Origin of the sequence: Escherichia sp. WS568, assembly GCF_046486085.1 — a bacterium.
GTDB classification, from domain to species: Bacteria; Pseudomonadota; Gammaproteobacteria; order Enterobacterales; family Enterobacteriaceae; genus Escherichia; species Escherichia coli.
This window is the reverse complement of the sequence record NZ_JBJQMC010000005.1, coordinates 39,205-61,781: the sequence shown is the minus strand read 5'-3', so window position 1 is coordinate 61,781 and position 22,577 is coordinate 39,205. Positions and strand designations below refer to the sequence as shown.

Here is a 22,577-nt window from a genome sequence, read left to right as displayed (position 1 = left end):
TTAATGCAATCCAAAAACGTTCAACATGGTAGAAAGTTTGACGCCCGTTTCGCGCCACTCACCCAACGGTGACGACGCAGGCACAATCCCCGCTCCGGCAAACAGACGCACCTGATTTTCCCGCAGCTTCGCGCAGCGGATGGTCACAACCCATTCGCCGTTACCTTCGCTGTCACACCAACCCACAATGCCGCCAAACAGTTCGCGGTCGAACGGCTCCAGTTCAGCAATAACCTGGGTCGCGGCCTGATGCGGGAAACCGCTCAGCGCGGGGGTCGGATGCAGCAGACAGGCCAGAGTCAGTGCGTTTTCTTGCGAATTCGCTTTACCTTCAAAGGGAGTTGCGAGATGCCACAGCGTCGGCGTGGTAATCAATTGTGGAGAGGAAGGAACGTTTAACTCACTGCTGCGTTCTCGCAGTACCTCTTTCATCGCCTGAGTCACCAATTCATGTTCATGACGATCTTTTTCTGAGGCCAACAGACGATTACCCGCTTCGCGATCGAGCACTTCATCCGGCTGACGACGCGCGGAACCGGCTAACGGAATGGAGCTAAAACGCTCGCCGTCTTTACGTAGCAGCAGCTCCGGGCTGGCCCCCAGCAGAACGCCACCATCAGCCAGCGGGACATGGAAGTTGTAACTAACCGGGTTTTGTGCAATCAACCGTTCCAGCAATACGCCACTATCAATGGCGGCGTCAGTGGTGATATCAATCAACCGTGACAACACCACTTTGTCGACCTGCGGCGTGGCGGTAAGTGCGGCGGCGCGGGCAACCATCTGTTCAAACGTGGCTTGTTGCGGAATTGCCTGACGTTCCACCACGTTCAGCGACTGGCTGCGGGTGAAACGGCGTGCGGAAGCTTGTTTTTCCTGACGGGAGAACGACAGCCAGGATTCGGGAATATACAGCGACGAAGGCTGACGTGGATCGAAGGGAATCGCCCCGACCATCACCGGATTTTTGATGCCCTGCGCTTTGGCATCGGCAAACAACGCGGCGAGTTTTTGCTGGAAGGGACTGTCGGGCGAATCCCCGTTCACAGCCGGTTCATCGAAGCGGGCGAAACATCCTGACGTCGTAAAACTGCGGTACGGCGACATAAAGAAAAAGCGATTGGGCGCAAGTGTTGCCATGGTCTGCTGTACTTCCTCAGCCAGTGACGTATCCATATCATCCTCCACAAAATGATAAAGGCTTTAATAATGATTATCATTTATATTTTCGGTCGCTAACCTAAAAGCAAACGCGCACTATGTCAACTCTTGAGGTAACGCAATCTGCAACTCGGGGTTGCATCTGTTTGTGATTGCAATGAAAATGAGAAGCATTAACTCTATTAATAACAGGAAGCTAATTTGTGAGACTCGCCCCGCTCTACCGCAACGCCCTTCTATTAACAGGACTTTTGCTTTCAGGAATAGTCGCAGTTCAGGCCGCCGACTGGCCGCGTCAGATTACTGACAGCCGGGGCACTCATACCCTGGAAAGCCAGCCGCAGCGTATTGTTTCCACCAGCGTCACCCTGACTGGCTCACTGCTGGCGATTGATGCTCCGGTGATCGCCAGCGGCGCGACCACGCCGAATAACCGCGTCGCGGATGACCAGGGCTTTTTACGCCAGTGGAGCAAGGTGGCGAAAGAACGCAAACTGCAACGGCTCTATATCGGCGAACCGAGTGCAGAAGCCGTTGCCGCGCAAATGCCGGATCTGATTTTAATTAGCGCAACCGGCGGGGATTCGGCGCTGGCGCTGTACGATCAGCTTTCTACCATCGCCCCAACATTAATCATCAATTACGACGACAAAAGCTGGCAGTCGCTGTTAACGCAGCTTGGCGAAATTACCGGGCATGAGAAACAAGCGGCAGAGCGGATTGCACAGTTTGATAAGCAACTGGCGGCGGCGAAAGAGCAAATCAAATTACCGCCGCAGCCGGTCACTGCCATTGTCTATACCGCCGCTGCACACAGTGCCAATCTCTGGACGCCGGAATCAGCACAAGGGCAGATGCTGGAACAACTCGGCTTTACGTTGGCGAAATTGCCCGCAGGGTTAAACGCCAGCCAAAGCCAGGGCAAACGCCATGACATCATTCAGCTTGGTGGAGAAAATCTGGCTGCAGGGTTAAATGGCGAGTCACTATTCCTGTTCGCTGGTGATCAGAAAGATGCCGATGCGATTTATGCCAATCCACTGCTCGCGCACCTGCCCGCAGTACAAAACAAGCAGGTTTATGCGCTGGGAACCGAGACGTTCCGCCTGGATTACTACAGCGCCATGCAAGTGCTGGAACGACTTAAGGCGCTGTTTTAAGCATTAACTGTCGGACGCTGTCATCTGCGGCGGCGTCTGGCGAAAACGTCGCAACTCCACCAGCACCAGCAATAACAACACGCCGATAATCAACAAACCAAAACCGCTCGCGCTTGCGGAAGCAACCGGTGTCATCATCGCGCCCAAACCGCCCAGCAGCGCTGCGCCTATGGCATCGCCCGTCACGTTTTGCGCCGTCCACAAACCGTTAATCCGCCCTAACATCGCTTCCGGGGTTTGCGTTTGCAGCATTGTATATTGCAGCAACGAACTAACCGCGCTCAACCAACCGAACAGCGCCAGGCAAACCACGCCTAAAATCCACATCGGCATCAGGCCAAACAGACCAATGGCAAGGAACGATCCCAGCGTGGAGAGCAGCATCAATAACCCTGGTCGCGCACTATGTGCCAGCTTCCCGCTGGTTAACGCGCCAATAGCCGCGCCGAGCGGAATCGCCGCATAGAGAAAACCAATCTGTGCCGCCGACATCTGCCAGTTGTCAGCCAGCGCCGGATACAGGACCCGCACCGCGCTCGCCATCGTCAATAAACCACCCAGCAACGCAATCCCTCCCACCAGCGGGCTGGCGAGTAGAAAACGAAATCCTGCCAGTAATGATTTCAACGGATGCTCACGCGGCTGCGGCGGTGGTGGCAACGCCGGAAGGCTTAACAACGGTAGCAAGGTAATAAACGTGCCCGCCGCCGCCAGTCCGTAGTTCCAGGCTACGCCTCCGGTCGCCAGCAATAAACCGCCAATCATGGGCGAAATCACCGATCCCAGACGCACGGTCAACATGGTGATCGCCCCGGCCTGCATTAAGTTTTCACGCCCTACCAGTGCAGGTGTCGCCGCCAGTAGCGCCGTAACGCCAAGCGATGCGAAAAAACCATCCCATAAACCAAGTAAATATATTGCCAGCAATGACGGCTCCGGCAGCAGCGCGTTCAGGCACAGTCCAATGAAGCCAATGCCACAGGTGCCGCGCGCCAGCAAAATCACTTTTTTGCGCTCATAGCGATCCGCCAGCACACCGCCGACCATCAAACCGACAAACATCGCCCCGCCGGTCAGCGTCACCGAAAGCCCCACCTGCCAGGTAGAATGCGTCATCATCTGGATCTGCACCGGCACCGCGACGCCGAGCAAACCCAGAGAAACAATAGAGATAAAACGAGCGAGGAATACTGCGCGAAACGCCGGGTGCGTTTTCAACAGGCTGAGGTTAAGCAGCCAGGATTGTTTATTCATTACAATGCCTTGCCATCAAATATTTTAAATACCTATTCTTAGGCTGCACATGCTAACATATCCAAATAAGATCGATAACGATAATTAATTTCATTATCATGGAAGTTCGTATGTCTGGTTCTGTTGCCGTGACACGCGCCATTGCCGTGCCCGGATTGCTGTTATTACTGATTATCGCGACGGCATTAAGCCTGCTCATTGGAGCAAAATCACTCCCCGCTTCCGTAGTGCTGGAGGCCCTCTCCGGCACCTGCCAGAGCGCCGACTGCACCATCGTGCTCGACGCACGACTGCCGCGCACCCTTGCCGGTTTACTGGCAGGCGGTGCGCTTGGCCTTGCCGGGGCGTTAATGCAAACCCTCACCCGAAACCCACTTGCCGATCCTGGTTTGCTTGGCGTGAACGCCGGTGCCAGTTTTGCCATTGTGCTGGGTGCGGCGCTGTTTGGTTACTCTTCCGCACAGGAACAACTGGCGATGGCCTTCGCCGGGGCGCTGGTGGCCTCGTTGATTGTTGCCTTTACCGGCAGCCAGGGCGGCGGGCAGTTAAGTCCGGTGCGTTTAACCCTGGCGGGCGTGGCGCTGGCGGCGGTGCTGGAAGGGCTGACCAGCGGCATCGCCCTGCTTAATCCTGACGTCTACGATCAACTGCGTTTCTGGCAAGCCGGTTCACTGGATATTCGTAATTTACACACCTTAAAAGTGGTGCTGATCCCGGTGCTGATCGCCGGAGCAACTGCGTTATTACTGAGCCGTGCACTGAACAGTTTGAGCCTTGGCAGTGACACCGCGACGGCGCTGGGCAGCCGCGTGGCGCGCACACAGTTGATTGGTCTGCTGGCGATTACCGTGCTTTGTGGTAGTGCGACGGCGGTAGTTGGCCCGATTGCCTTTATTGGCCTGATGATGCCGCATATGGCGCGCTGGCTGGTAGGTGCCGATCATCGCTGGTCGCTGCCCGTCACGCTACTTGCCACCCCTGCCCTGCTGCTGTTTGCCGATATCATCGGGCGGGTGATTGTGCCCGGCGAGTTACGCGTTTCTGTGGTCAGTGCGTTTATTGGCGCACCGGTGCTGATCTTCCTCGTGCGACGTAAAACGCGAGGTGGCGCATGATTTACGTCTCTCGCCGATTAATCATCACCTGTTTGCTGCTAATTACCGCCTGTGTGGTTGCAGGTATCTGGGGATTACGCAGCGGTACCGTCACGCTGGAAACCTCGCAGGTATTCGCCGCGCTGATGGGCGATGCGCCGCGCAGTATGACGATGGTGGTCACTGAATGGCGTTTACCACGCGTGCTGATGGCGCTGTTAATTGGCGCGGCTCTGGGCGTCAGCGGCGCGATTTTTCAGTCGCTGATGCGTAACCCGCTCGGTAGCCCTGACGTAATGGGCTTTAACACCGGGGCGTGGAGCGGCGTGCTGGTGGCGATGGTGCTGTTTGGTCAGGACCTGACGGCTATCGCGCTGGCAGCAATAGCGGGCGGCATTGTCACCTCGCTGCTGGTCTGGCTGCTTGCCTGGCGTAACGGTATCGACACCTTTCGGTTGATTATTATTGGTATCGGCGTTCGCGCCATGCTGGTGGCCTTTAATACCTGGCTGTTGCTGAAAGCGTCTTTAGAAACGGCGCTAACAGCGGGTTTATGGAATGCCGGATCGCTCAACGGCCTGACGTGGGCAAAAACCTCGCCTTCCGCACCCATCATTATATTGATGCTAATTGCCGCCGCCTTACTGGTACGCCGGATGCGCTTGCTGGAAATGGGCGATGATACCGCGTGTGCGCTGGGCGTCAGCGTCGAACGTTCGCGGCTGTTAATGATGCTGGTCGCCGTAGTGCTTACCGCAGCTGCCACTGCCCTGGCGGGGCCGATTTCCTTTATTGCTTTAGTCGCGCCACACATTGCCCGCCGCATTAGCGGCACCGCTCGCTGGGGGCTGACCCAGGCGGCGCTGTGCGGGGCGTTGTTATTACTGGCGGCCGATCTCTGCGCCCAACAACTGTTTATGCCGTATCAACTTCCGGTTGGCGTCGTTACCGTCAGCCTCGGCGGTATTTACCTTATCGTCTTGTTAATTCAGGAGTCTCGCAAAAAATGACCGAATCAGTAGCCCGTTTGCGCGGCGAACAGTTAACCCTCGGATATGGCAAATATACCGTTGCGGAGAATCTGACTGTAGAAATACCTGATGGTCACTTCACGGCAATTATCGGGCCAAATGGCTGCGGTAAATCCACTTTACTGCGTACTTTAAGCCGCCTGATGACGCCTGCTCACGGGCATGTCTGGCTGGATGGCGAGCACATTCAACATTACGCCAGTAAAGAAGTTGCCCGGCGGATTGGTCTGTTGGCGCAAAATGCTACCACGCCGGGCGATATCACCGTGCAGGAGCTGGTGGCGCGTGGGCGTTATCCGCATCAACCGCTGTTTACCCGCTGGCGGAAAGAAGATGAAGAGGCAGTCACAAAAGCGATGCAGGCCACGGGAATCACTCATCTGGCAGATCAAAGCGTGGATACCCTTTCTGGCGGACAACGCCAGCGAGCGTGGATAGCAATGGTGCTGGCCCAGGAAACGGCAATTATGCTGCTCGACGAACCCACGACCTGGCTGGATATCAGTCATCAGATTGATCTCCTGGAACTGTTAAGCGAACTGAACCGCGAGAAAGGCTATACCCTGGCGGCGGTGCTGCACGATCTTAATCAGGCCTGTCGTTACGCCAGCCATTTGATTGCATTGCGGGAAGGGAAAATTGTTGCTCAGGGAGCGCCGAAGGAGATTGTCACTGCTGAACTGATTGAGCGCATTTATGGTCTGCGCTGCATGATTATTGACGATCCGGTTGCCGGAACGCCGCTCGTGGTGCCGCTCGGACGAACGGCACCTTCAACTGCCAAGATTTAAACTAAGTGCTCTTCCATCACGGCATCCTGTTTTCTGGATGCCATCGCATGGCGCAACAGCACGCCACCACAAGCCACCATCCCGCCGATCATCGCAGAAAGGATCACAATAATCGCCTTACCCGGACCGTCTTTTTTCACTGGCAATGACGGGCTTAACTGATATTTAAACGGCGTAAAATTCACATCGTTGATATTTGCTTTTGTTAGCTGCTCAACAAGATACTGACGATTACGTAATTCACCGTTCAATTCCGCAACGTCAGTAACCGCTTTTTCAATTTCCAGTTTGCGTTCAATACCGTCTGCGCCGAGAGAAATAGAGAAATCGGGGTCATCTTTAACGGCCTGACCATTACTGTAAACGGGCTTTTTAATTCCTGCCGCGTTGGCAATGTCGAGTGAATAATTGAGGCGCTGAATGTTTGCATCAAGTTGATTTTTCGTTTTAATGCGATCCTGAGCCAGTTTTTCTTTTTCAAACTGGGTTTTGATCTCCAGTTTATTACGGACGTTTTCTATCGACTCTTTCACCACCAACGCAGAGATATAATCGATATACCCGCTCAAAACGGTCTGCGCCTCTTCACTGGTTGGCGCGGTAAAACTTAGCGTCCAGGAGGTATACAGTGACGGTTCATCTTTTTTCTTACTGGCATTGTCATCAACCGCTTTCATTTTTTCGCTCAATGCGACGATAGCTCGATGCAAATCCAGTTCGTCGATTTTCGCCTCTTTTAATTGGTCCATCACATAAGGTGATGAACGCAGGTACTCTTCCAGCAAGCTAACCGACTGAAACTTCTTGATAAACAGGTTAAATGCTTCTGTACGATCAATTTTGATATCCAGATCCAGCACACGAAGCTTAGTGAATGTTTTCTCCAGTTCTTGCCACTGAACAGGTTCTGGAGGCGTGACAACCGCCGCGCTGGTCCATTTTTGCGGCAGGATGAAAGAGATCAGCAATCCTGCGCAGGCAAACGCAAAAATGACCGCCATGACCGTTTTTTTTGCCCGCCATAAAACTTCGATTAGATTAAGTAAATCAATTTCATTATTACTGGGCGACGCCAGAGGATACTCGGGAAAATGAGCGTCACTTCCCTGTTTAATATTCAGTGATGACATGGGGTATAACCTGAAATGGGTCCAATAAGAGTAAATCTCCACGGCGCTCACTTTACCAGTTGGTGAGAATTATCCGAAGCTGAAGTTTGTAAATTCCTTCCACTGAATGCAACATTCACTCTATTTAAGAGAAATATCCACCAAACTTATAAATTAAATAAATGATAAACCCATAATTATTTCCTGTAATTATGGGTTTATAGATAATATTAATTTACCTGTTTAGCGTAGCGCGAATAATCGGCCCAATTTTTTCAAACGCCCCTGGAGAGATAATATCCACATGCGCACAATCCTGACGATAGATATCCAGCTCCGTAATCCACGGCGACCAGGCGCGTTCGGGATTCATACCTTCCTGAAGCGTGCGTTCAGCAACAAACAGCGTCGCTTTACCTTCAAACGGTACGCTATGAGCAGTCGTCAGCAGGCGCACAGCATCAGCGTAGTTGCCTTCAATGGTGGTAAACAACTCCGTTGAAGTACTTCCCTGCTGTGCCGCCAGGAAGGCCTCGCGCTCGCGGTTAATCTCCGCCAGCACTTCCGGGTCCAGGCCATTAGCCTCTTTTTCCTGCCAGTTTTGCGTTTCTGGCGGCCAGGTATCCAGCAAGCCAAGAAATGCCACCTGTTCGCCACGGGCACGCAGCCGCGCCGCAATACCCTGCGCCAGCGTACCGCCCAGCGAATAACCCAGCAGGTAATAAGGGCCGTGCGGTTGATGCTCAAGTAACGTTGCCAGATGCGCTTCGCAGACTTCATCCAGATTTGCCGCGGTCTGCATGGGGCCATTGGGGCGCGGCGACTGAATGCCGATAATCGACCATTGTGGATCGAGATAACGCGAGAGCACGCTGAACTGCCAGGCAAAACCGGAGGCCGGATGGAAACAAAACAGCGTCGGGCCATTACCTTCACGCAACGGCAGAATGGTTTCGAATCCCATGCGCCGGGAGCTGTCTTCTTCACCATCAATAATCGTTGCCAGTTTGGCGACAGTTGACGCGACCATCACTTGCCCCGGCGTCACCTGGCGGGCAAACTGCCGACTTAACTGCGCAGCCAGTTTCATTGCCAGTAGCGAATGACCGCCAAGCGCAAAGAAATCAGCATCGGCATCCTGCACGTCACAACCCAGCAACGACGAGAATGCCGCGGCGATAATCGTTTCACTGCCCGCTTTCGGCGCACGCCCAGGCGCTTGTGCCTTCAGTTCAGGCAACGGTAAGGCTTTGCGATCCAGCTTGCCGTTGGCGCTAAGTGGTAACTGTGGAAGTTGCAGCAGAACCACCGGTACCATATGTGGTGGCAATGTTTCACGAAGCTGCGCCTGTAATGCGCTGGTATCCAACGGCAGACCTGATTGCGACACCAGATAGCCCACCAACTGACGCGCATCACCACCAGTGGCTGCCGCCTGGTTAATCACACAGGCGTGGGTAACGGCTTGTTCGACATCCGGCAGCGCCTGCATCACGCGATCAATTTCGCCCAGTTCGATACGCTGCCCGCGAATTTTTAGCTGATCGTCACTGCGCCCGAGGTACTCCACTGCGCCGTTATCCAGCCAGCGGGCCACATCGCCGGTACGGTACATCCGTTCACCTGGGGCAAAAGGATCGGCAATAAAGCGGCTGGCGGTCAGATCGGGTCGTCCAAGATACCCCTGCGCCAGTTGAATACCGGTGAGATAGAGATCTCCCGCCACACCCGGCGGCACCGGATGCATCATCGCATCGAGAATGCGCAGGCCCGTATTCCACACCGGATAACCAATCGGCACACTGCTGCCGCGCACCTCTGCCAGTTCCTCGCCAAAAGCCGGATACCAACTGACATCTACCGCCGCTTCCGTCGGGCCATATAGATTATGCAACGGCGCGCCGGTTAACTGTTGCCATTCGCGGCATAAATCAGCCGGTAAGGCTTCACCACTACAGAAAACCTGTTTCAACGTCGCGCAACTCTGGCGAGCGGTTTGCGGCGTCAGCGATGCAACAAATGCCGCCAGCATCGACGGCACAAAGTGCGTGGTCGTTACGCCATAATCAGCAAAAAAATGCTGCATAGCGAGCGGGTCGCGGTGCGCTTCCGGTTCAGCCATCACAAGTTTCGCCCCGGCAATAAACGGCCAGAAAAACTCCCACACCGAGACATCAAAACTGCATGGCGTTTTTTGGGCAACGACATCTTCGCCTGTAAGCGGGTAATGGTTTTGCATCCAAAGCAGGCGATTAACGATAGCCGTCTGCCCGACCATTACCCCTTTTGGTCTGCCGGTGGAACCGGAGGTGAAGATGATATAAGCCGTGTGGTGCGGTTGTGAAAGCTGCAGCGGCGCACTGCCCTGTGGTGTAAGCGGGGCGTTATAGCAAAGGCGGGTTAAATCTGGAACATCGGCAAAGCGCGGCAGTTGATCGTCGGTGGTGATTAACAGCGACGGACGCGCATCTTCCAGCATCATTTTCAGGCGATCGTCCGGATAGCCGGTATCCAACGGTAGCCAGGCCGCACCAGCTTCAACAATCGCATGTAGCGCCAGGGTCAAAAAGACCGAGCGCGGTAATGCCACCGCCACGCTGTCGCCTGGTTTAACGCCGCGCTCACGCAGCAGATTCGCCAGCGCCACCACCTGTTCGCGCATTTCCCGATAGCTGAACTGGTAACGCGCATCAACCAGCGCCGGAGCATCCGGTGTTTTTGCCGCTTGTTCTGCCACCAGCGCGCTCAGCGTGGTTTCTGGAATCTCAACCTGAGTGGCGTTGATCTGCGCCAGCTGCGCATACTCGCCTGGCAGCATAATATCGACATCGCCGCACAACAGCGACGGATCCGCGGCGAACTGCGCAATCAGCATTTTCAGGCGTTCAGCATGCTGGATTAACGTTGGCTCAGCGTAACGCTGTTTATTGGCGATGATCTCAATACTCAAATCACCGTGTTCATCCGGGAACAGGGCCAGCTCAAGGTCATTAACCGGACCGGTTGCCAGGGTATGGGTTTGCGCCTGAACACCAGGAATATCCAGTTGGTAATCAAATACCTTGATATTGAGTACCGGACCGAACAGCGGTTCCTCTCCTGCCGCTCGCCCACTGTCACGGACAATTTGTTCGGCGTCGTAGCGTTGATGGCGGCGCATTTTTTTCAGTTGAGCCGCCAGTCGGGTTGCCAGTTGCGGCAGCGTTTCTTGCGCCGCAATGTGAATACCCAACGGCAAAACGTTGAGCACGGGTCCGGTAGCCGTCAGCGCCGCCGAGCCCAGTCGACGCATAAAGATAAATCCGGCAGCGTAGTCCATGCGGTTGCACAATCGCCCCAGCCACAAAGCTGCCAACGCAAGGGCTAAATCGGTACGCTGCACACCTGAAAGTTGCGTAGCCAGCTGGCGGAATTCCCCGTCGGTAAATTCCAGTTTCAGGCGCAAAATATCTGCCGAAGCGCTGCGCCACGGTAAAGGTGCCGGAGAAAGTGACGCGGGCGGTGGCAGTTGACGACGCTGTTCCGCCCAGAATGCCGCATCACGCTGCCAGGCTTCACTTTCGCGGTACTGCTGATACTCTTCCACTACATCAGCGAAAGGCGTAAACGGCGAAGCAGGCGTTGGTTCGCCACGCAGCCATGCGCAGTAAATATTGGCGATCTGGCGTGTAATGGCCGGGAAACTGAAGCCATCGACCAGCAAATGGTGATAACGCTGATACCAGTACCAGCGGTTATCCGCCACCTGTATCAGCTGATGAAAGACCAGTGGTTTACCACTATCGACGCGCAGATCTTGTTGCAAATCCGCCTGCATTAATGCCCGCGCAGTACCGTGCGGATCAATGTTGGTTCGCAGGTCGATAATTTCTGGCAGTTCGAACGTCTGCGCATCATCGACCCACTGCCAGACTTCGCCGTTATCTTCCGTAAAACGCATCCGCAACGTATCTGCTTGCGCTAGTCCGGCAACCACCGCGCGGGCCAGTAGTGGCGCATCAACCTCTCCGGTTAACTCAACGTAATGCGCCACGCTCCAGGCGGAGGGTAAATCCGACAGTTTTTCTGCCATCCAGATGCCGGGCTGTGCGGCGACCAAAGGTAAATGCTGGCTCATTGTGCCTCCTGCAACTGGGTGAAATTCGCCGGTGTCAGAGTACGCCAGTGGGCTTCCAGCCACTGCTGGCAGGACGCCTGTGACTGCGGCTGACACACAACGTCCCAGCCTGCCGGTAAGGCGCATTGTTGCGGCCACAGACTGAATTGCCCCTGCGCATTGCGCAAAATGTAAAACGCTCCCTGTGGATCATCGAAGGGATTACTGAATGCCATATTCAACTCCTGTCATGGAAAAGTGGTTGCCAGAGGTCGATTAGCCCCTGCATCAAGCCACCGCGCCAACAAAGCGCATCATGTCCGCCGTCAACCTGACGCCAGAAAATGGATTCTTTTAGGGGGTGTAATTGCGCATACAGCGCCTGATTGGCCTGCATGATCATCGGCTCGCGAACACCCGCTTCCAGCACAATGCGCAGACCTTCGGCGCTAACTTCACCAGTATTTAGCTGTTCAAGTAACATGCCCTCTTGGTGCCCGCCCCGATGCGGCCACCAGTACGAGCCTGACTGGCTTAATACACAGCCAAAGCGTTCAGGCCAGTGCAGTCCGGCATACAGCGCGGAAAGCCCACCAAAACTCTGTCCGGCGACCACGGTGCGATCGGCGCGATCGCTAAAAGGGGCAATAGCTTTCACCTGGGGTAATAACTCTTGCTGTACTGCCAGCCAGAAATCCGCATTACACGGCAGTTCGTGGGCGCGGTGCGTGGTGTCGATAGCGTCGATCAACACATACACGGCGGGCGGAAGTTGCCGACGATGGGTCAGCGAAGTCAGCGCAGGCCAGACGGGCATACTCTGCGCCCAAAATTCGCCATCAAGCAAAACTGCCAGCGGGCGTTCTTCTGCTGTTGCATCGCCGGTGGTAAAAATCCATACACGGCGTGAATTTTTCAACCGTTCACTTTTCCAGATAATTTCTTTGGCAGGCGTTTCTGGCGCTTGCGGACAATCCCATCCCGGTTGCAGAGGCGCTTGCGGCATTTCGAGTGCAGAAACAGCGTGCCCTCGCCCGCCTTTCCAGCTTTGTGGATTCAGCGGATCGGCTATCGCCTGGGGTAATAGTTTTCGCCAGCCTTCGCGTAATTCGAGGCGATCGGGGGATGGTGCAGAAAAAATGTCATCGCGTTCGGTAGGAATAAAGCAGTAGCTGCCGCGCCAGTTGGCATTGAGTTGTGTCGTCCACTGCCAAACATCGGTTCCTGCAATTCGCTGCATCGACCGGGGCTGGCTGTTCTGATGGTGATCGGTCATGCCAGTGATATAGACCCATACGCGCTTTATCGTCGAGTGGCCTTCAGAACCTTGTGGATCACGCCACCAGAAAGTGACCTCAAACATTTCGTCATTCAGACGTTGCCATTCCGGGCCATGTTTCGACTGCCACCAGCTCTCACTTCCTACTTTTAACGCCGTCACACCATAACCCCATGTTTACTGTGCAATTTTTTATTGATTGCAGAAATATATTGATAATATTATTGATAACTATTTGCATTTGCAATAGCGTAATGGCGCGCCGTGGGAAGCGCGGACATTAATTAATCAGCTGCACTGCGTGTCTTTCAGGATCAAAGGTTTTCGCGGTAGCGGGATGCGTCGTGTTGATGACGACCATGCCCGACAGTTGCAATTCGTGGCAAAAATGCAGGAATAAAACAATGAACAAGAAGATTCATTCCCTGGCCTTGTTGGTCAATCTGGGGATTTATGGGGTAGCACAGGCACAAGAGCCGACCGATACTCCTGTTTCACATGACGATACTATTGTTGTTACCGCCGCCGAGCAGAACTTGCAGGCGCCCGGCGTTTCGACCATCACCGCAGATGAAATCCGCAAAAACCCGGTTGCCCGCGATGTATCGGAGATTATCCGTACCATGCCTGGCGTTAACCTGACCGGTAATTCCACCAGTGGTCAGCGTGGTAATAACCGCCAGATTGATATTCGCGGCATGGGTCCGGAAAACACGCTGATTTTGATTGACGGCAAGCCAGTAAGCAGCCGTAACTCAGTGCGTCAGGGCTGGCGTGGCGAGCGCGATACCCGTGGTGATACCTCCTGGGTGCCGCCTGAAATGATTGAACGTATTGAAGTTCTGCGTGGTCCGGCAGCTGCGCGTTATGGCAACGGCGCGGCGGGCGGCGTGGTTAACATCATTACCAAAAAAGGCAGCGGTGAGTGGCACGGCTCCTGGGATGCTTATTTCAATGCGCCAGAACATAAAGAGGAAGGTGCCACCAAACGCACCAACTTCAGCCTGACCGGTCCGCTGGGCGACGAATTCAGCTTCCGCTTGTATGGCAACCTCGACAAAACCCAGGCTGACGCGTGGGATATCAACCAGGGCCATCAGTCCGCGCGTGCCGGAACGTATGCCACGACGTTACCAGCCGGGCGCGAAGGGGTGATCAACAAAGATATTAATGGCGTGGTGCGCTGGGACTTCGCGCCTCTGCAGTCACTCGAACTGGAAGCGGGCTACAGCCGCCAGGGTAACCTGTATGCGGGTGATACGCAGAACACCAACTCTGACGCTTACACTCGCTCGAAATATGGCGATGAAACCAACCGCCTGTATCGCCAGAACTACTCGCTGACCTGGAACGGTGGCTGGGATAACGGCGTGACCACCAGCAACTGGGTGCAGTACGAACACACCCGTAACTCGCGTATTCCGGAAGGTCTGGCGGGCGGTACTGAAGGGAAATTTAACGAAAAAGCGGCACAGGATTTTGTAGATATCGATCTTGATGACGTGATGCTGCACAGCGAAGTTAACCTGCCGATTGATTTCCTCGTAAACCAAACGCTGACGCTGGGTACAGAGTGGAATCAGCAGCGGATGAAGGATTTAAGTTCCAACACCCAGGCGCTCACCGGGACGAATACCGGCGGCGCTATTGATGGTGTGAGTGCCACCGACCGTAGCCCGTATTCAAAAGCAGAAATTTTCTCGCTATTTGCCGAAAACAATATGGAGCTGACTGACAGCACCATCGTAACGCCGGGGCTGCGTTTCGATCATCACAGCATTGTTGGCAATAACTGGAGTCCGGCTCTAAACATATCGCAAGGTTTAGGTGATGACTTCACGCTGAAAATGGGCATTGCCCGCGCCTATAAAGCGCCGAGCCTGTACCAGACTAACCCGAACTACATTCTCTACAGTAAAGGTCAGGGCTGTTACGCCAGCGCGGGCGGCTGCTATCTGCAGGGGAACGATGACCTGAAAGCGGAAACCAGTATCAACAAAGAGATTGGTCTGGAGTTCAAACGCGACGGCTGGCTGGCGGGCGTGACCTGGTTCCGTAACGATTATCGCAATAAGATTGAAGCGGGCTATGTGGCTGTAGGGCAAAATGCGGCTGGCACCGATCTCTATCAGTGGGATAACGTGCCGAAAGCGGTGGTTGAAGGTCTGGAAGGATCGTTAAACGTACCGGTTAGCGAAACGGTGATGTGGACCAATAACATCACTTATATGCTGAAGAGTGAAAACAAAACCACGGGCGACCGTTTGTCGATCATCCCGGAGTATACGTTGAACTCAACGCTGAGCTGGCAGGCACGGGAAGATTTGTCGATGCAAACAACCTTCACCTGGTACGGCAAGCAGCAGCCGAAGAAGTACAACTATAAAGGTCAGCCAGCGGTTGGACCGGAAACCAAAGAAATCAGCCCGTACAGCATTGTTGGCCTGAGCGCGACCTGGGATGTGACGAAGAATGTCAGTCTGACCGGCGGCGTGGACAACCTGTTCGACAAACGTTTGTGGCGTGCGGGTAATGCCCAGACCACGGGCGATCTGGCAGGGGCCAACTATATCGCCGGTGCCGGTGCGTATACCTATAACGAGCCGGGACGTACGTGGTATATGAGCGTAAACACTCACTTCTGATGCTAACGTCAGATTGTTGACAAAGTGCGCGTCGTTCATGCCGGATGCGGCGTGAACGCCTTATCCGGCCTACAAAAATCTTGCCAATTCAATATATTGCAGGATAGTGTAGGCCTGATAAGCGTAGCGCATCAGGCAGTTTTGCGTTTGTCATCAGTCTCTAATATGGTCGACATGAAAACTACGCATACCGCCCTCCCCTTTGCCGGAAATACGCTGCATTTTGTTAAGTTCGATCCGGCGAGTTTTTGTGAGCAGGATTTACTCTGGCTGCCACACTACGCGCAACTGCAACACGCTGGACGTAAACGTAAAACAGAGCATTTAGCCGGACGGATCGCTGCAGTTTATGCGCTGCGGGAATATGGCTATAAATGTGTGCCCGCAATCGGCGAGCTACGCCAACCTGTGTGGCCTGCGGGGGTATACGGCAGCATTAGTCACTGTGGGACTACGGCATTAGCCGTGGTATCTCGTCAACCGATTGGCATTGATATTGAAGAGATTTTTTCTGCGCAAACAGCGGCAGAATTGACAGACAACATTATTACGCCAGCGGAACACAAGCGACTCGCAGACTGCGGTTTAGCCTTTTCTCTGGCGCTGACACTGGCATTTTCCGCCAAAGAGAGCGCATTTAAGGCATGTGAGAGACAAACTGATGCAGGATTTCTGGACTATCAGATAATTAACTGGAATAAACAGCAGGTCATCATTCATCGTGAGAATAAGATGTTTGCTGTGCACTGGCAGATAAAAGAAAAGATAGTCATAACGCTGTGCCAACACAATTAATTGACAATATCTGGTACGATTCGCCCGCAGCCATCACTGACCACGGGCGAAAGTGTAAAGCAGGTGCCTTACCATCCTGACCTGACAACCGGATATGCGGGGATTGCTCCCCGCACAACGGCTACTTCTTCGGTTCGTAAGCGAGAACAGCCTTAAACTCAATATTACGTTCCTTCACCGTAAACTCACACAGCGAGTCTCCGACCAGAAGCGTAAATCCCAGCACCGTCAAACACAGCACTATGACTGCCACAAGGGCATATTTCGTCAGCATGTTTATATTGCCTCCATGCGAAGAAGGGACTACCATCCAAATTGTTCGGGTTTGGAGTGGCAGCCCCAGGGTTGATAGAAATATCTCCTGGGGCTTCATCTTTCCAGACCTCAAAGTTAACCTGAAACCGGAAAGCTTCAGGCACCCGCCGTTATCTTACCCTTCCTCAACAAAATAGCTGTTTATTTATACAGTAAATCCTGTTTCGGACTTCTCACTCCCCATTTGATCAACTGAAGCTGAACCCGTTTTTATCTGCACGCCTCAATCGTCAAAATTCTTCGCCGCCAGCCAACTATGACGCAACTGGTCACATTGCAAAATGTAGCCAATTTGCTTCAGTCACCATCACCAAAAAAAGAAATATTCCAGAACTTCCGCATCTCGCCCAGTCGCTCCCACTTCTATACTGAATAGAAAACGCCAACATAAGAGAAACCTATGCCATTACCCGATTTTCATGTTTCTGAACCTTTTACCCTCGGTATTGAACTGGAAATGCAGGTGGTTAATCCGCCGGGCTATGACTTAAGCCAGGACTCTTCAATGCTGATTGACGCAGTTAAAAATAAGATCACGGCCGGAGAGGTAAAGCACGATATCACCGAAAGTATGCTGGAGCTGGCGACGGATGTTTGCCGTGATATCAACCAGGCTGCCGGGCAATTTTCAGCGATGCAGAAAGTCGTATTGCAGGCAGCCGCAGATCATCATCTGGAAATTTGCGGCGGTGGCACGCACCCGTTTCAGAAATGGCAGCGTCAGGAGGTATGCGATAACGAACGCTATCAACGAACGCTGGAAAACTTTGGTTATCTCATTCAACAGGCGACCGTTTTTGGTCAGCATGTCCATGTTGGTTGCGCCAGTGGCGATGATGCCATTTATTTGCTGCACGGCCTGTCACGGTTTGTGCCGCACTTTATCGCCCTTTCCGCCGCGTCGCCATATATGCAAGGAACGGATACGCGTTTTGCCTCCTCACGACCGAATATTTTTTCCGCCTTTCCCGATAATGGCCCGATGCCGTGGGTCAGTAACTGGCAACAATTTGAAGCCCTGTTTCGCTGCCTGAGTTACACCACGATGATCGACAGCATTAAAGATCTGCACTGGGATATTCGCCCCAGTCCTCATTTTGGCACGGTGGAGGTTCGGGTAATGGATACCCCGTTAACCCTTAGCCATGCGGTAAATATGGCAGGATTGATTCAGGCTACCGCCCACTGGTTACTGACGGAACGCCCGTTTAAACATCAGGAGAAAGATTACCTGCTGTATAAATTCAACCGTTTCCAGGCCTGCCGCTATGGGCTGGCAGGTGTCATTACCGATCCGCACACTGGCGATCGTCGACCGCTAACGGAAGACACCTTGCGATTGCTGGAAAAAATCGCCCCTTCTGCAAATAAAATTGGCGCATCGAGCGCAATTGAAGCCCTGCATCGCCAGGTCGTCAGCGGTCTGAATGAAGCGCAGCTGATGCGCGATTTCGTCGCCGATGGCGGCTCGCTGATTGGGCTGGTGAAAAAGCATTGTGAGATCTGGGCCGGTGACTAAGCCGGGAATTGCCTTACAGAAGAATATCCCTGACAATGGTGTTTTAACTTACATTTAACAATGTTATGAAACACCCTTTAGAAACCTTGACCACCGCAGCAGGCATTTTGCTGATGGCTTTCCTCTCTTGCCTGCTGCTTCCCGCCCCCGCATTGGGGCTGACGCTGGCACAAAAACTGGTGACCACGTTCCATCTGATGGATCTTAGCCAGCTTTACACTTTATTGTTTTGTCTGTGGTTTTTAGTGCTGGGCGCTATTGAGTATTTTGTTCTGCGCTTTATCTGGCGACGCTGGTTCTCGCTGGCGGATTAAACGTCGATTATCGCCGAACTTCGCGGCATACTTTGCTTATTCTCCTTCGCCTAAAGGAACGTTTATGGATAAGCAATCACTGCACGAAACGGCGAAACGCCTGGCTCTTGAGTTACCCTTTGTCGAGCTTTGCTGGCCTTTTGGCCCGGAGTTCGATGTTTTTAAAATTGGCGGCAAGATTTTTATGCTGTCGTCGGAGCTGCGCGGCGTCCCCTTTATCAATCTGAAGTCCGATCCACAAAAATCCCTGCTAAATCAGCAAATATACCCAAGCATCAAGCCAGGGTATCACATGAATAAAAAGCACTGGATTTCGGTGTATCCCGGCGAGGAAATCTCCGAAGCGTTACTTCGCGATCTGATCAACGATTCGTGGAATCTGGTGGTTGATGGTCTGGCTAAACGCGATCAAAAAAGAGTGCGTCCTGACTCAACCGTAAATCAATAGCGCATTTTTCTCGCTTACCATTTCATCTCGATCCTTGTAATCTGCTGGCACGCAAAATTACTTTCACATGGAGTCTTTATGGATATCATTTCTGTCGCCTTAAAGCGTCATTCCACTAAGGCATTTGATGCCAGCAAAAAACTTACCCCGGAACAGGCCGAGCAGATAAAAACTCTACTGCAATACAGCCCATCCAGCACCAACTCCCAGCCGTGGCATTTTATTGTTGCCAGCACGGAAGAAGGTAAAGCGCGTGTTGCCAAATCCGCTGCCGGTAATTACGTGTTCAACGAGCGTAAAATGCTTGATGCCTCGCACGTCGTGGTGTTCTGTGCAAAAACCGCGATGGACGATGCCTGGCTGAAGCTGGTTGTTGACCAGGAAGATGCCGATGGCCGCTTTGCCACGCCGGAAGCGAAAGCCGCGAACGATAAAGGTCGCAAGTTCTTCGCCGATATGCACCGTAAAGATCTGCATGATGATGCAGAGTGGATGGCAAAACAGGTTTATCTCAACGTCGGCAACTTCCTGCTCGGCGTGGCGGCGCTGGGTCTGGACGCGGTACCCATCGAAGGTTTTGACGCCGCCATCCTCGATGCAGAATTTGGTCTGAAAGAGAAAGGCTACACCAGTCTGGTAGTTGTTCCGGTGGGTCATCACAGCGTTGAAGATTTTAACGCTACGCTGCCGAAATCTCGTCTGCCGCAAAACATCACCTTAACCGAAGTGTAATTCTCTCTTGCCGGGCATCTGCCCGGCTATTTCCCCTCAGATTCTCCTGATTTGCATAACCCTGTTTCAGCCGTCATCATAGTCTGCTGTTGTATAAAGGAGACGTTATGCAGGATTTAATATCCCAGGTTGAAGATTTAGCGGGTATTGAGATCGATCACACCACCTCAATGGTGATGATTTTCGGTATTATTTTTCTGACCGCCGTCGTGGTGCATATTTTTTTGCATTGGGTGGTACTGCGGACCTTCGAAAAACGTGCCATCGCCAGTTCACGGCTATGGTTGCAAATCATTACCCAGAATAAACTCTTCCACCGTTTAGCTTTTACCCTGCAGGGGATTATCGTCAATATTCAGGCGGTATTCTGGCTGCAAAAAGGCACCGAAGCGGCAGATATTCTGACTACCTGCGCGCAGTTGTGGATCATGATGTATGCGCTGCTTTCAGTTTTCTCTCTGCTGGATGTTATTTTGAATCTGGCACAGAAATTCCCGGCGGCATCTCAGTTACCGCTGAAAGGGATATTTCAGGGGATTAAACTGATCGGCGCGATTCTGGTCGGCATTTTGATGATCTCACTGCTGATTGGTCAGTCGCCAGCGATTCTGATCAGCGGTCTTGGTGCAATGGCTGCCGTGCTGATGTTGGTATTTAAAGATCCGATTCTTGGTCTGGTGGCAGGTATTCAGCTTTCCGCGAACGATATGCTGAAACTGGGCGACTGGCTGGAGATGCCGAAATACGGCGCGGATGGCGCGGTGATCGATATTGGGTTAACCACCGTCAAAGTGCGTAACTGGGACAATACCATTACCACTATTCCCACCTGGTCTCTGGTCTCTGACTCCTTTAAAAACTGGAGCGGGATGTCAGCATCTGGCGGGCGACGTATTAAGCGCAGTATCAGTATTGATGTCACCAGTATTCGTTTTCTTGATGAAGACGAAATGCAACGTCTGAATAAAGCGCATTTGTTAAAACCTTATTTAACCAGCCGCCACAAGGAAATTAATGAGTGGAATCGCCAGCAAGGTTCTACGGAGTCGGTATTAAACCTGCGCCGAATGACCAATATTGGAACCTTTCGTGCCTATCTGAACGAATATCTACGTAACCATCCGCGGATTCGTAAAGATATGACCTTAATGGTACGCCAACTGGCTCCTGGCGATAACGGTTTACCGCTCGAGATCTATGCGTTTACCAACACCGTGGTGTGGCTGGAATATGAAAGCATTCAGGCTGATATATTCGACCACATATTTGCGATTGTCGAAGAGTTTGGTCTGCGACTTCATCAGTCGCCAACCGGCAATGATATTCGCTCTCTGGCGGGTGCATTTAAGCAGTAATTAAAAAAACCGCTCTCATCGCATGGATGAGAGCGGACATCGTTTTGTCGGATGTGGCGTGAATGCCTTATTTCCGACGCAGCGTTTTAAATGCCACAAACAGGAATACAATCCACACCGGCAGCAGAATCGCTGACAAGCGCATATCATCCATCGTGCACATCAGCAGCAAAATCATGCCGAGGAAGGCGATGCAGAGATAGTTGCCGAACGGATAGAGCAGCGCCTTAAACTGTGTTTCACGCCCCTGACGTCGCATCGCTGCACGAAAACGCAGATGTGCCAGACAGATCATAATCCAGTTCAACAGCAGCGTTGCTACCACCAGCGCCATCAGCAGACCAAACGCTTTTTGCGGCAGCAGATAGTTGATTAACACCACCAGCGAAGTGATCGCTCCGGAAAGCATCAGCGAGTTAATCGGCACACCGCGACGGCTGACGCGAGTCAAAAACTTCGGCGCATTACCCTGCACAGAAAGGCCAAACAGCATGCGGCTGTTAGAGTAAACCCCGCTGTTATACACCGATAATGATGCTACCAGAATGACGAAGTTCAGCGCAGAAGCTACCACGTTGCTGTCGAGATTATGGAAAATCATCACAAACGGGCTACTGTTAGATTTCACTTCCACCCACGGATAGAGTGCCAGTAAAACCACCAGTGAACCGATGTAAAACAGCAGGATGCGATACACCACCTGATTCACTGCTTTCGGGATGCTTTTTTCCGGAGCGCGCGCTTCAGCGGCAGTAATCCCAATCAGCTCCAGCCCGCCGAAGGAGAACATAATCACCGCCAGCGACAAAATCAGCCCATTCCAGCCGGTGGCAAAAAAACCACCGTAGCGCCAGAGGTTATCGATACTGGCTTTCTCGCCGCCGTGACCAGAAAACAGCAGCCACAGGCCAAAGCCGATCATACCGATGATCGCCAGCACTTTAATCAGCGCAAACCAGAACTCGGTTTCGCCATATAAGCGCACGTTCACCAGGTTAACGGCGTTGATGATAATAAAGAAGGCGGCAGCCCAAATCCACGTTGGAACATCCGGGAACCAGTACTGCATATAGATGCCCGCAGCGGTCAGCTCTGCCATTCCCACCAGCACGAACATTACCCAGTAGTTCCAGCCAGAGAGGAAGCCCGCAAACGGTCCCCAGTATTTATAGGCAAAGTGGGCAAATGAACCGGATACCGGCTCCTCAACCACCATTTCGCCGAGCTGGCGCATAATCAGGAAAGCGATGATCCCGGCGACGCCGTAGCCCAGCAATACAGCCGGACCCGCCATCTGAATCGCCGGGCCAATGCCAAGAAACAGACCAGTACCAATTGCGCCACCCAGCGCAATCAGTTGAATATGACGGTTATGTAATCCGCGATGAAGCGTCGGCTCTTGATTCGACGCAGTATCTTCCGATACGGTTGACGCGTTTTTCACGCCTTTCCCCTGTGTGTCTTTTTTGTTGAGGGGCA

19 protein-coding genes and 1 pseudogene are annotated in these 22,577 nt (G+C 53.0%); 12 read left to right on the top strand and 8 right to left on the bottom strand.

Translation table 11 applies throughout. The features are described from left to right. Positions 1–1,176 (bottom strand): isochorismate synthase EntC, encoded by a 1,176-nt coding sequence (gene entC / locus ACJHWR_RS07290; RefSeq protein WP_012311984.1) that lies wholly within the window; start codon positions 1,174–1,176, stop codon positions 1–3. Between the two features lie 188 nt (positions 1,177–1,364). Between entC and fepB the strand changes: the two genes are divergently transcribed. Continuing rightward, positions 1,365–2,321 carry a Fe2+-enterobactin ABC transporter substrate-binding protein gene (gene fepB / locus ACJHWR_RS07285; RefSeq protein WP_001234346.1) on the top strand — a complete coding sequence of 319 codons (957 nt, stop codon included), beginning with the start codon at positions 1,365–1,367 and terminating at the stop codon, positions 2,319–2,321. A gap of 3 nt (positions 2,322–2,324) precedes the next feature. On the opposite strand, the gene entS is transcribed toward fepB, so the two are convergent. Further along, positions 2,325–3,575 carry an enterobactin transporter EntS gene (entS, locus tag ACJHWR_RS07280; RefSeq protein ID WP_001041787.1) on the bottom strand — a complete coding sequence of 417 codons (1,251 nt, stop codon included), beginning with the start codon at positions 3,573–3,575 and terminating at the stop codon, positions 2,325–2,327. A 110-nt stretch (positions 3,576–3,685) separates the two neighbouring features. Here entS and fepD point away from each other — a divergent pair, with 110 nt between their 5' ends. From fepD to fepC, 3 genes are read left to right on the top strand one after another with little or no spacing between them, the layout of a single operon-like run. Then, entirely contained in the window at positions 3,686–4,690 is a 1,005-nt protein-coding gene (fepD, locus tag ACJHWR_RS07275; protein WP_001295314.1) for a Fe(3+)-siderophore ABC transporter permease, read from the top strand. Then, a complete protein-coding gene (gene fepG, locus ACJHWR_RS07270; protein ID WP_000640926.1) occupies positions 4,687–5,679 on the top strand; it encodes an iron-enterobactin ABC transporter permease in 993 nt (330 codons plus the stop codon). The genes fepD and fepG overlap by 4 nt, the downstream gene beginning before the upstream one ends. After that, positions 5,676–6,491 (top strand): iron-enterobactin ABC transporter ATP-binding protein, encoded by an 816-nt coding sequence (fepC, locus tag ACJHWR_RS07265; RefSeq protein ID WP_000140646.1) that lies wholly within the window; start codon positions 5,676–5,678, stop codon positions 6,489–6,491. Before fepG ends, fepC begins: the two co-directional genes overlap by 4 nt. Here the strand turns inward: fepC and wzz(fepE) are convergent. The 4 genes from wzz(fepE) to fes form a co-directional block, all read right to left on the bottom strand. After that, complete coding sequence (gene wzz(fepE), locus ACJHWR_RS07260; RefSeq protein WP_000096726.1) at positions 6,488–7,621, bottom strand: LPS O-antigen length regulator Wzz(fepE); 1,134 nt, start codon at positions 7,619–7,621, stop codon at positions 6,488–6,490. The genes fepC and wzz(fepE) overlap by 4 nt on opposite strands. Positions 7,622–7,835: 214 nt before the next feature. Next, entirely contained in the window at positions 7,836–11,717 is a 3,882-nt protein-coding gene (entF, locus tag ACJHWR_RS07255; RefSeq protein ID WP_000077773.1) for an enterobactin non-ribosomal peptide synthetase EntF, read from the bottom strand. Continuing rightward, entirely contained in the window at positions 11,714–11,932 is a 219-nt protein-coding gene (ybdZ, locus tag ACJHWR_RS07250; RefSeq protein WP_000885787.1) for an enterobactin biosynthesis protein YbdZ, read from the bottom strand. The genes entF and ybdZ overlap by 4 nt, the downstream gene beginning before the upstream one ends. Before the next feature lie 2 nt (positions 11,933–11,934). Next, positions 11,935–13,137, bottom strand: a complete 1,203-nt coding sequence (fes, locus tag ACJHWR_RS07245) for an enterochelin esterase (RefSeq protein ID WP_000125861.1) — start codon at positions 13,135–13,137, stop codon at positions 11,935–11,937. A gap of 242 nt (positions 13,138–13,379) precedes the next feature. On the opposite strand from fes, the gene fepA reads away from it, so the two are divergent. After that, positions 13,380–15,620, top strand: coding sequence for a siderophore enterobactin receptor FepA (gene fepA, locus ACJHWR_RS07240; RefSeq protein ID WP_001034891.1), 2,241 nt, complete (start codon positions 13,380–13,382; stop codon positions 15,618–15,620). A 174-nt stretch (positions 15,621–15,794) separates the two neighbouring features. Beyond that, positions 15,795–16,415, top strand: coding sequence for an enterobactin synthase subunit EntD (gene entD, locus ACJHWR_RS07235; RefSeq protein ID WP_012311827.1), 621 nt, complete (start codon positions 15,795–15,797; stop codon positions 16,413–16,415). Positions 16,416–16,536: 121 nt separating this feature from the next. Here the strand turns inward: entD and hokE are convergent, their stop codons facing one another. Beyond that, positions 16,537–16,689: a type I toxin-antitoxin system toxin HokE gene (gene hokE / locus ACJHWR_RS07230; RefSeq protein ID WP_000956465.1), complete on the bottom strand. Its 153-nt coding sequence runs from the start codon at positions 16,687–16,689 to the stop codon at positions 16,537–16,539. On the opposite strand from hokE, the pseudogene ACJHWR_RS07225 reads away from it, so the two are divergent. The 6 genes and pseudogenes from ACJHWR_RS07225 (at position 16,658) to ybdG (ending at position 21,098) form a co-directional block, all read left to right on the top strand. Further along, positions 16,658–16,926: pseudogene (locus ACJHWR_RS07225) on the top strand (hypothetical protein). The gene hokE and the pseudogene ACJHWR_RS07225 sit on opposite strands and share 32 nt — an antisense overlap. Positions 16,927–17,130: 204 nt before the next feature. Continuing rightward, complete coding sequence (locus ACJHWR_RS07220) at positions 17,131–18,249, top strand: YbdK family carboxylate-amine ligase (protein ID WP_001130634.1); 1,119 nt, start codon at positions 17,131–17,133, stop codon at positions 18,247–18,249. Positions 18,250–18,314: 65 nt separating this feature from the next. Next, positions 18,315–18,563: a DUF1158 domain-containing protein gene (locus tag ACJHWR_RS07215; RefSeq protein ID WP_000682524.1), complete on the top strand. Its 249-nt coding sequence runs from the start codon at positions 18,315–18,317 to the stop codon at positions 18,561–18,563. A gap of 64 nt (positions 18,564–18,627) precedes the next feature. Then, positions 18,628–19,011, top strand: coding sequence for an MmcQ/YjbR family DNA-binding protein (locus ACJHWR_RS07210; RefSeq protein ID WP_000360950.1), 384 nt, complete (start codon positions 18,628–18,630; stop codon positions 19,009–19,011). Between the two features lie 78 nt (positions 19,012–19,089). Continuing rightward, positions 19,090–19,743, top strand: coding sequence for an oxygen-insensitive NAD(P)H nitroreductase (nfsB, locus tag ACJHWR_RS07205; protein WP_000351480.1), 654 nt, complete (start codon positions 19,090–19,092; stop codon positions 19,741–19,743). A 107-nt stretch (positions 19,744–19,850) separates the two neighbouring features. Further along, on the top strand, positions 19,851–21,098 hold the full coding sequence (gene ybdG, locus ACJHWR_RS07200; RefSeq protein WP_001153128.1) for a mechanosensitive ion channel YbdG: 1,248 nt from the start codon (positions 19,851–19,853) through the stop codon (positions 21,096–21,098). Between the two features lie 67 nt (positions 21,099–21,165). Here ybdG and pheP read toward each other — a convergent pair whose 3' ends face one another. Further along, positions 21,166–22,542, bottom strand: coding sequence for a phenylalanine transporter (pheP, locus tag ACJHWR_RS07195; RefSeq protein ID WP_000786307.1), 1,377 nt, complete (start codon positions 22,540–22,542; stop codon positions 21,166–21,168). Positions 22,543–22,577: the final 35 nt, after the last annotated feature.

Coding starts and splice junctions, on each gene's coding strand:
- entC (WP_012311984.1), bottom strand. CDS start 1,176: ATGGATACGTCACTGGCTGAGGAAGTACAGCAGACCATGGCAACACTT.
- entS (WP_001041787.1), bottom strand. CDS start 3,575: ATGAATAAACAATCCTGGCTGCTTAACCTCAGCCTGTTGAAAACGCAC.
- fepD (WP_001295314.1), top strand. CDS start 3,686: ATGTCTGGTTCTGTTGCCGTGACACGCGCCATTGCCGTGCCCGGATTG.
- fepG (WP_000640926.1), top strand. CDS start 4,687: ATGATTTACGTCTCTCGCCGATTAATCATCACCTGTTTGCTGCTAATT.
- fepC (WP_000140646.1), top strand. CDS start 5,676: ATGACCGAATCAGTAGCCCGTTTGCGCGGCGAACAGTTAACCCTCGGA.
- entF (WP_000077773.1), bottom strand. CDS start 11,717: ATGAGCCAGCATTTACCTTTGGTCGCCGCACAGCCCGGCATCTGGATG.
- ybdZ (WP_000885787.1), bottom strand. CDS start 11,932: ATGGCATTCAGTAATCCCTTCGATGATCCACAGGGAGCGTTTTACATT.
- fepA (WP_001034891.1), top strand. CDS start 13,380: ATGAACAAGAAGATTCATTCCCTGGCCTTGTTGGTCAATCTGGGGATT.
- entD (WP_012311827.1), top strand. CDS start 15,795: ATGAAAACTACGCATACCGCCCTCCCCTTTGCCGGAAATACGCTGCAT.
- hokE (WP_000956465.1), bottom strand. CDS start 16,689: ATGCTGACGAAATATGCCCTTGTGGCAGTCATAGTGCTGTGTTTGACG.
- ACJHWR_RS07220 (WP_001130634.1), top strand. CDS start 17,131: ATGCCATTACCCGATTTTCATGTTTCTGAACCTTTTACCCTCGGTATT.
- ACJHWR_RS07215 (WP_000682524.1), top strand. CDS start 18,315: ATGAAACACCCTTTAGAAACCTTGACCACCGCAGCAGGCATTTTGCTG.
- ACJHWR_RS07210 (WP_000360950.1), top strand. CDS start 18,628: ATGGATAAGCAATCACTGCACGAAACGGCGAAACGCCTGGCTCTTGAG.
- nfsB (WP_000351480.1), top strand. CDS start 19,090: ATGGATATCATTTCTGTCGCCTTAAAGCGTCATTCCACTAAGGCATTT.
- ybdG (WP_001153128.1), top strand. CDS start 19,851: ATGCAGGATTTAATATCCCAGGTTGAAGATTTAGCGGGTATTGAGATC.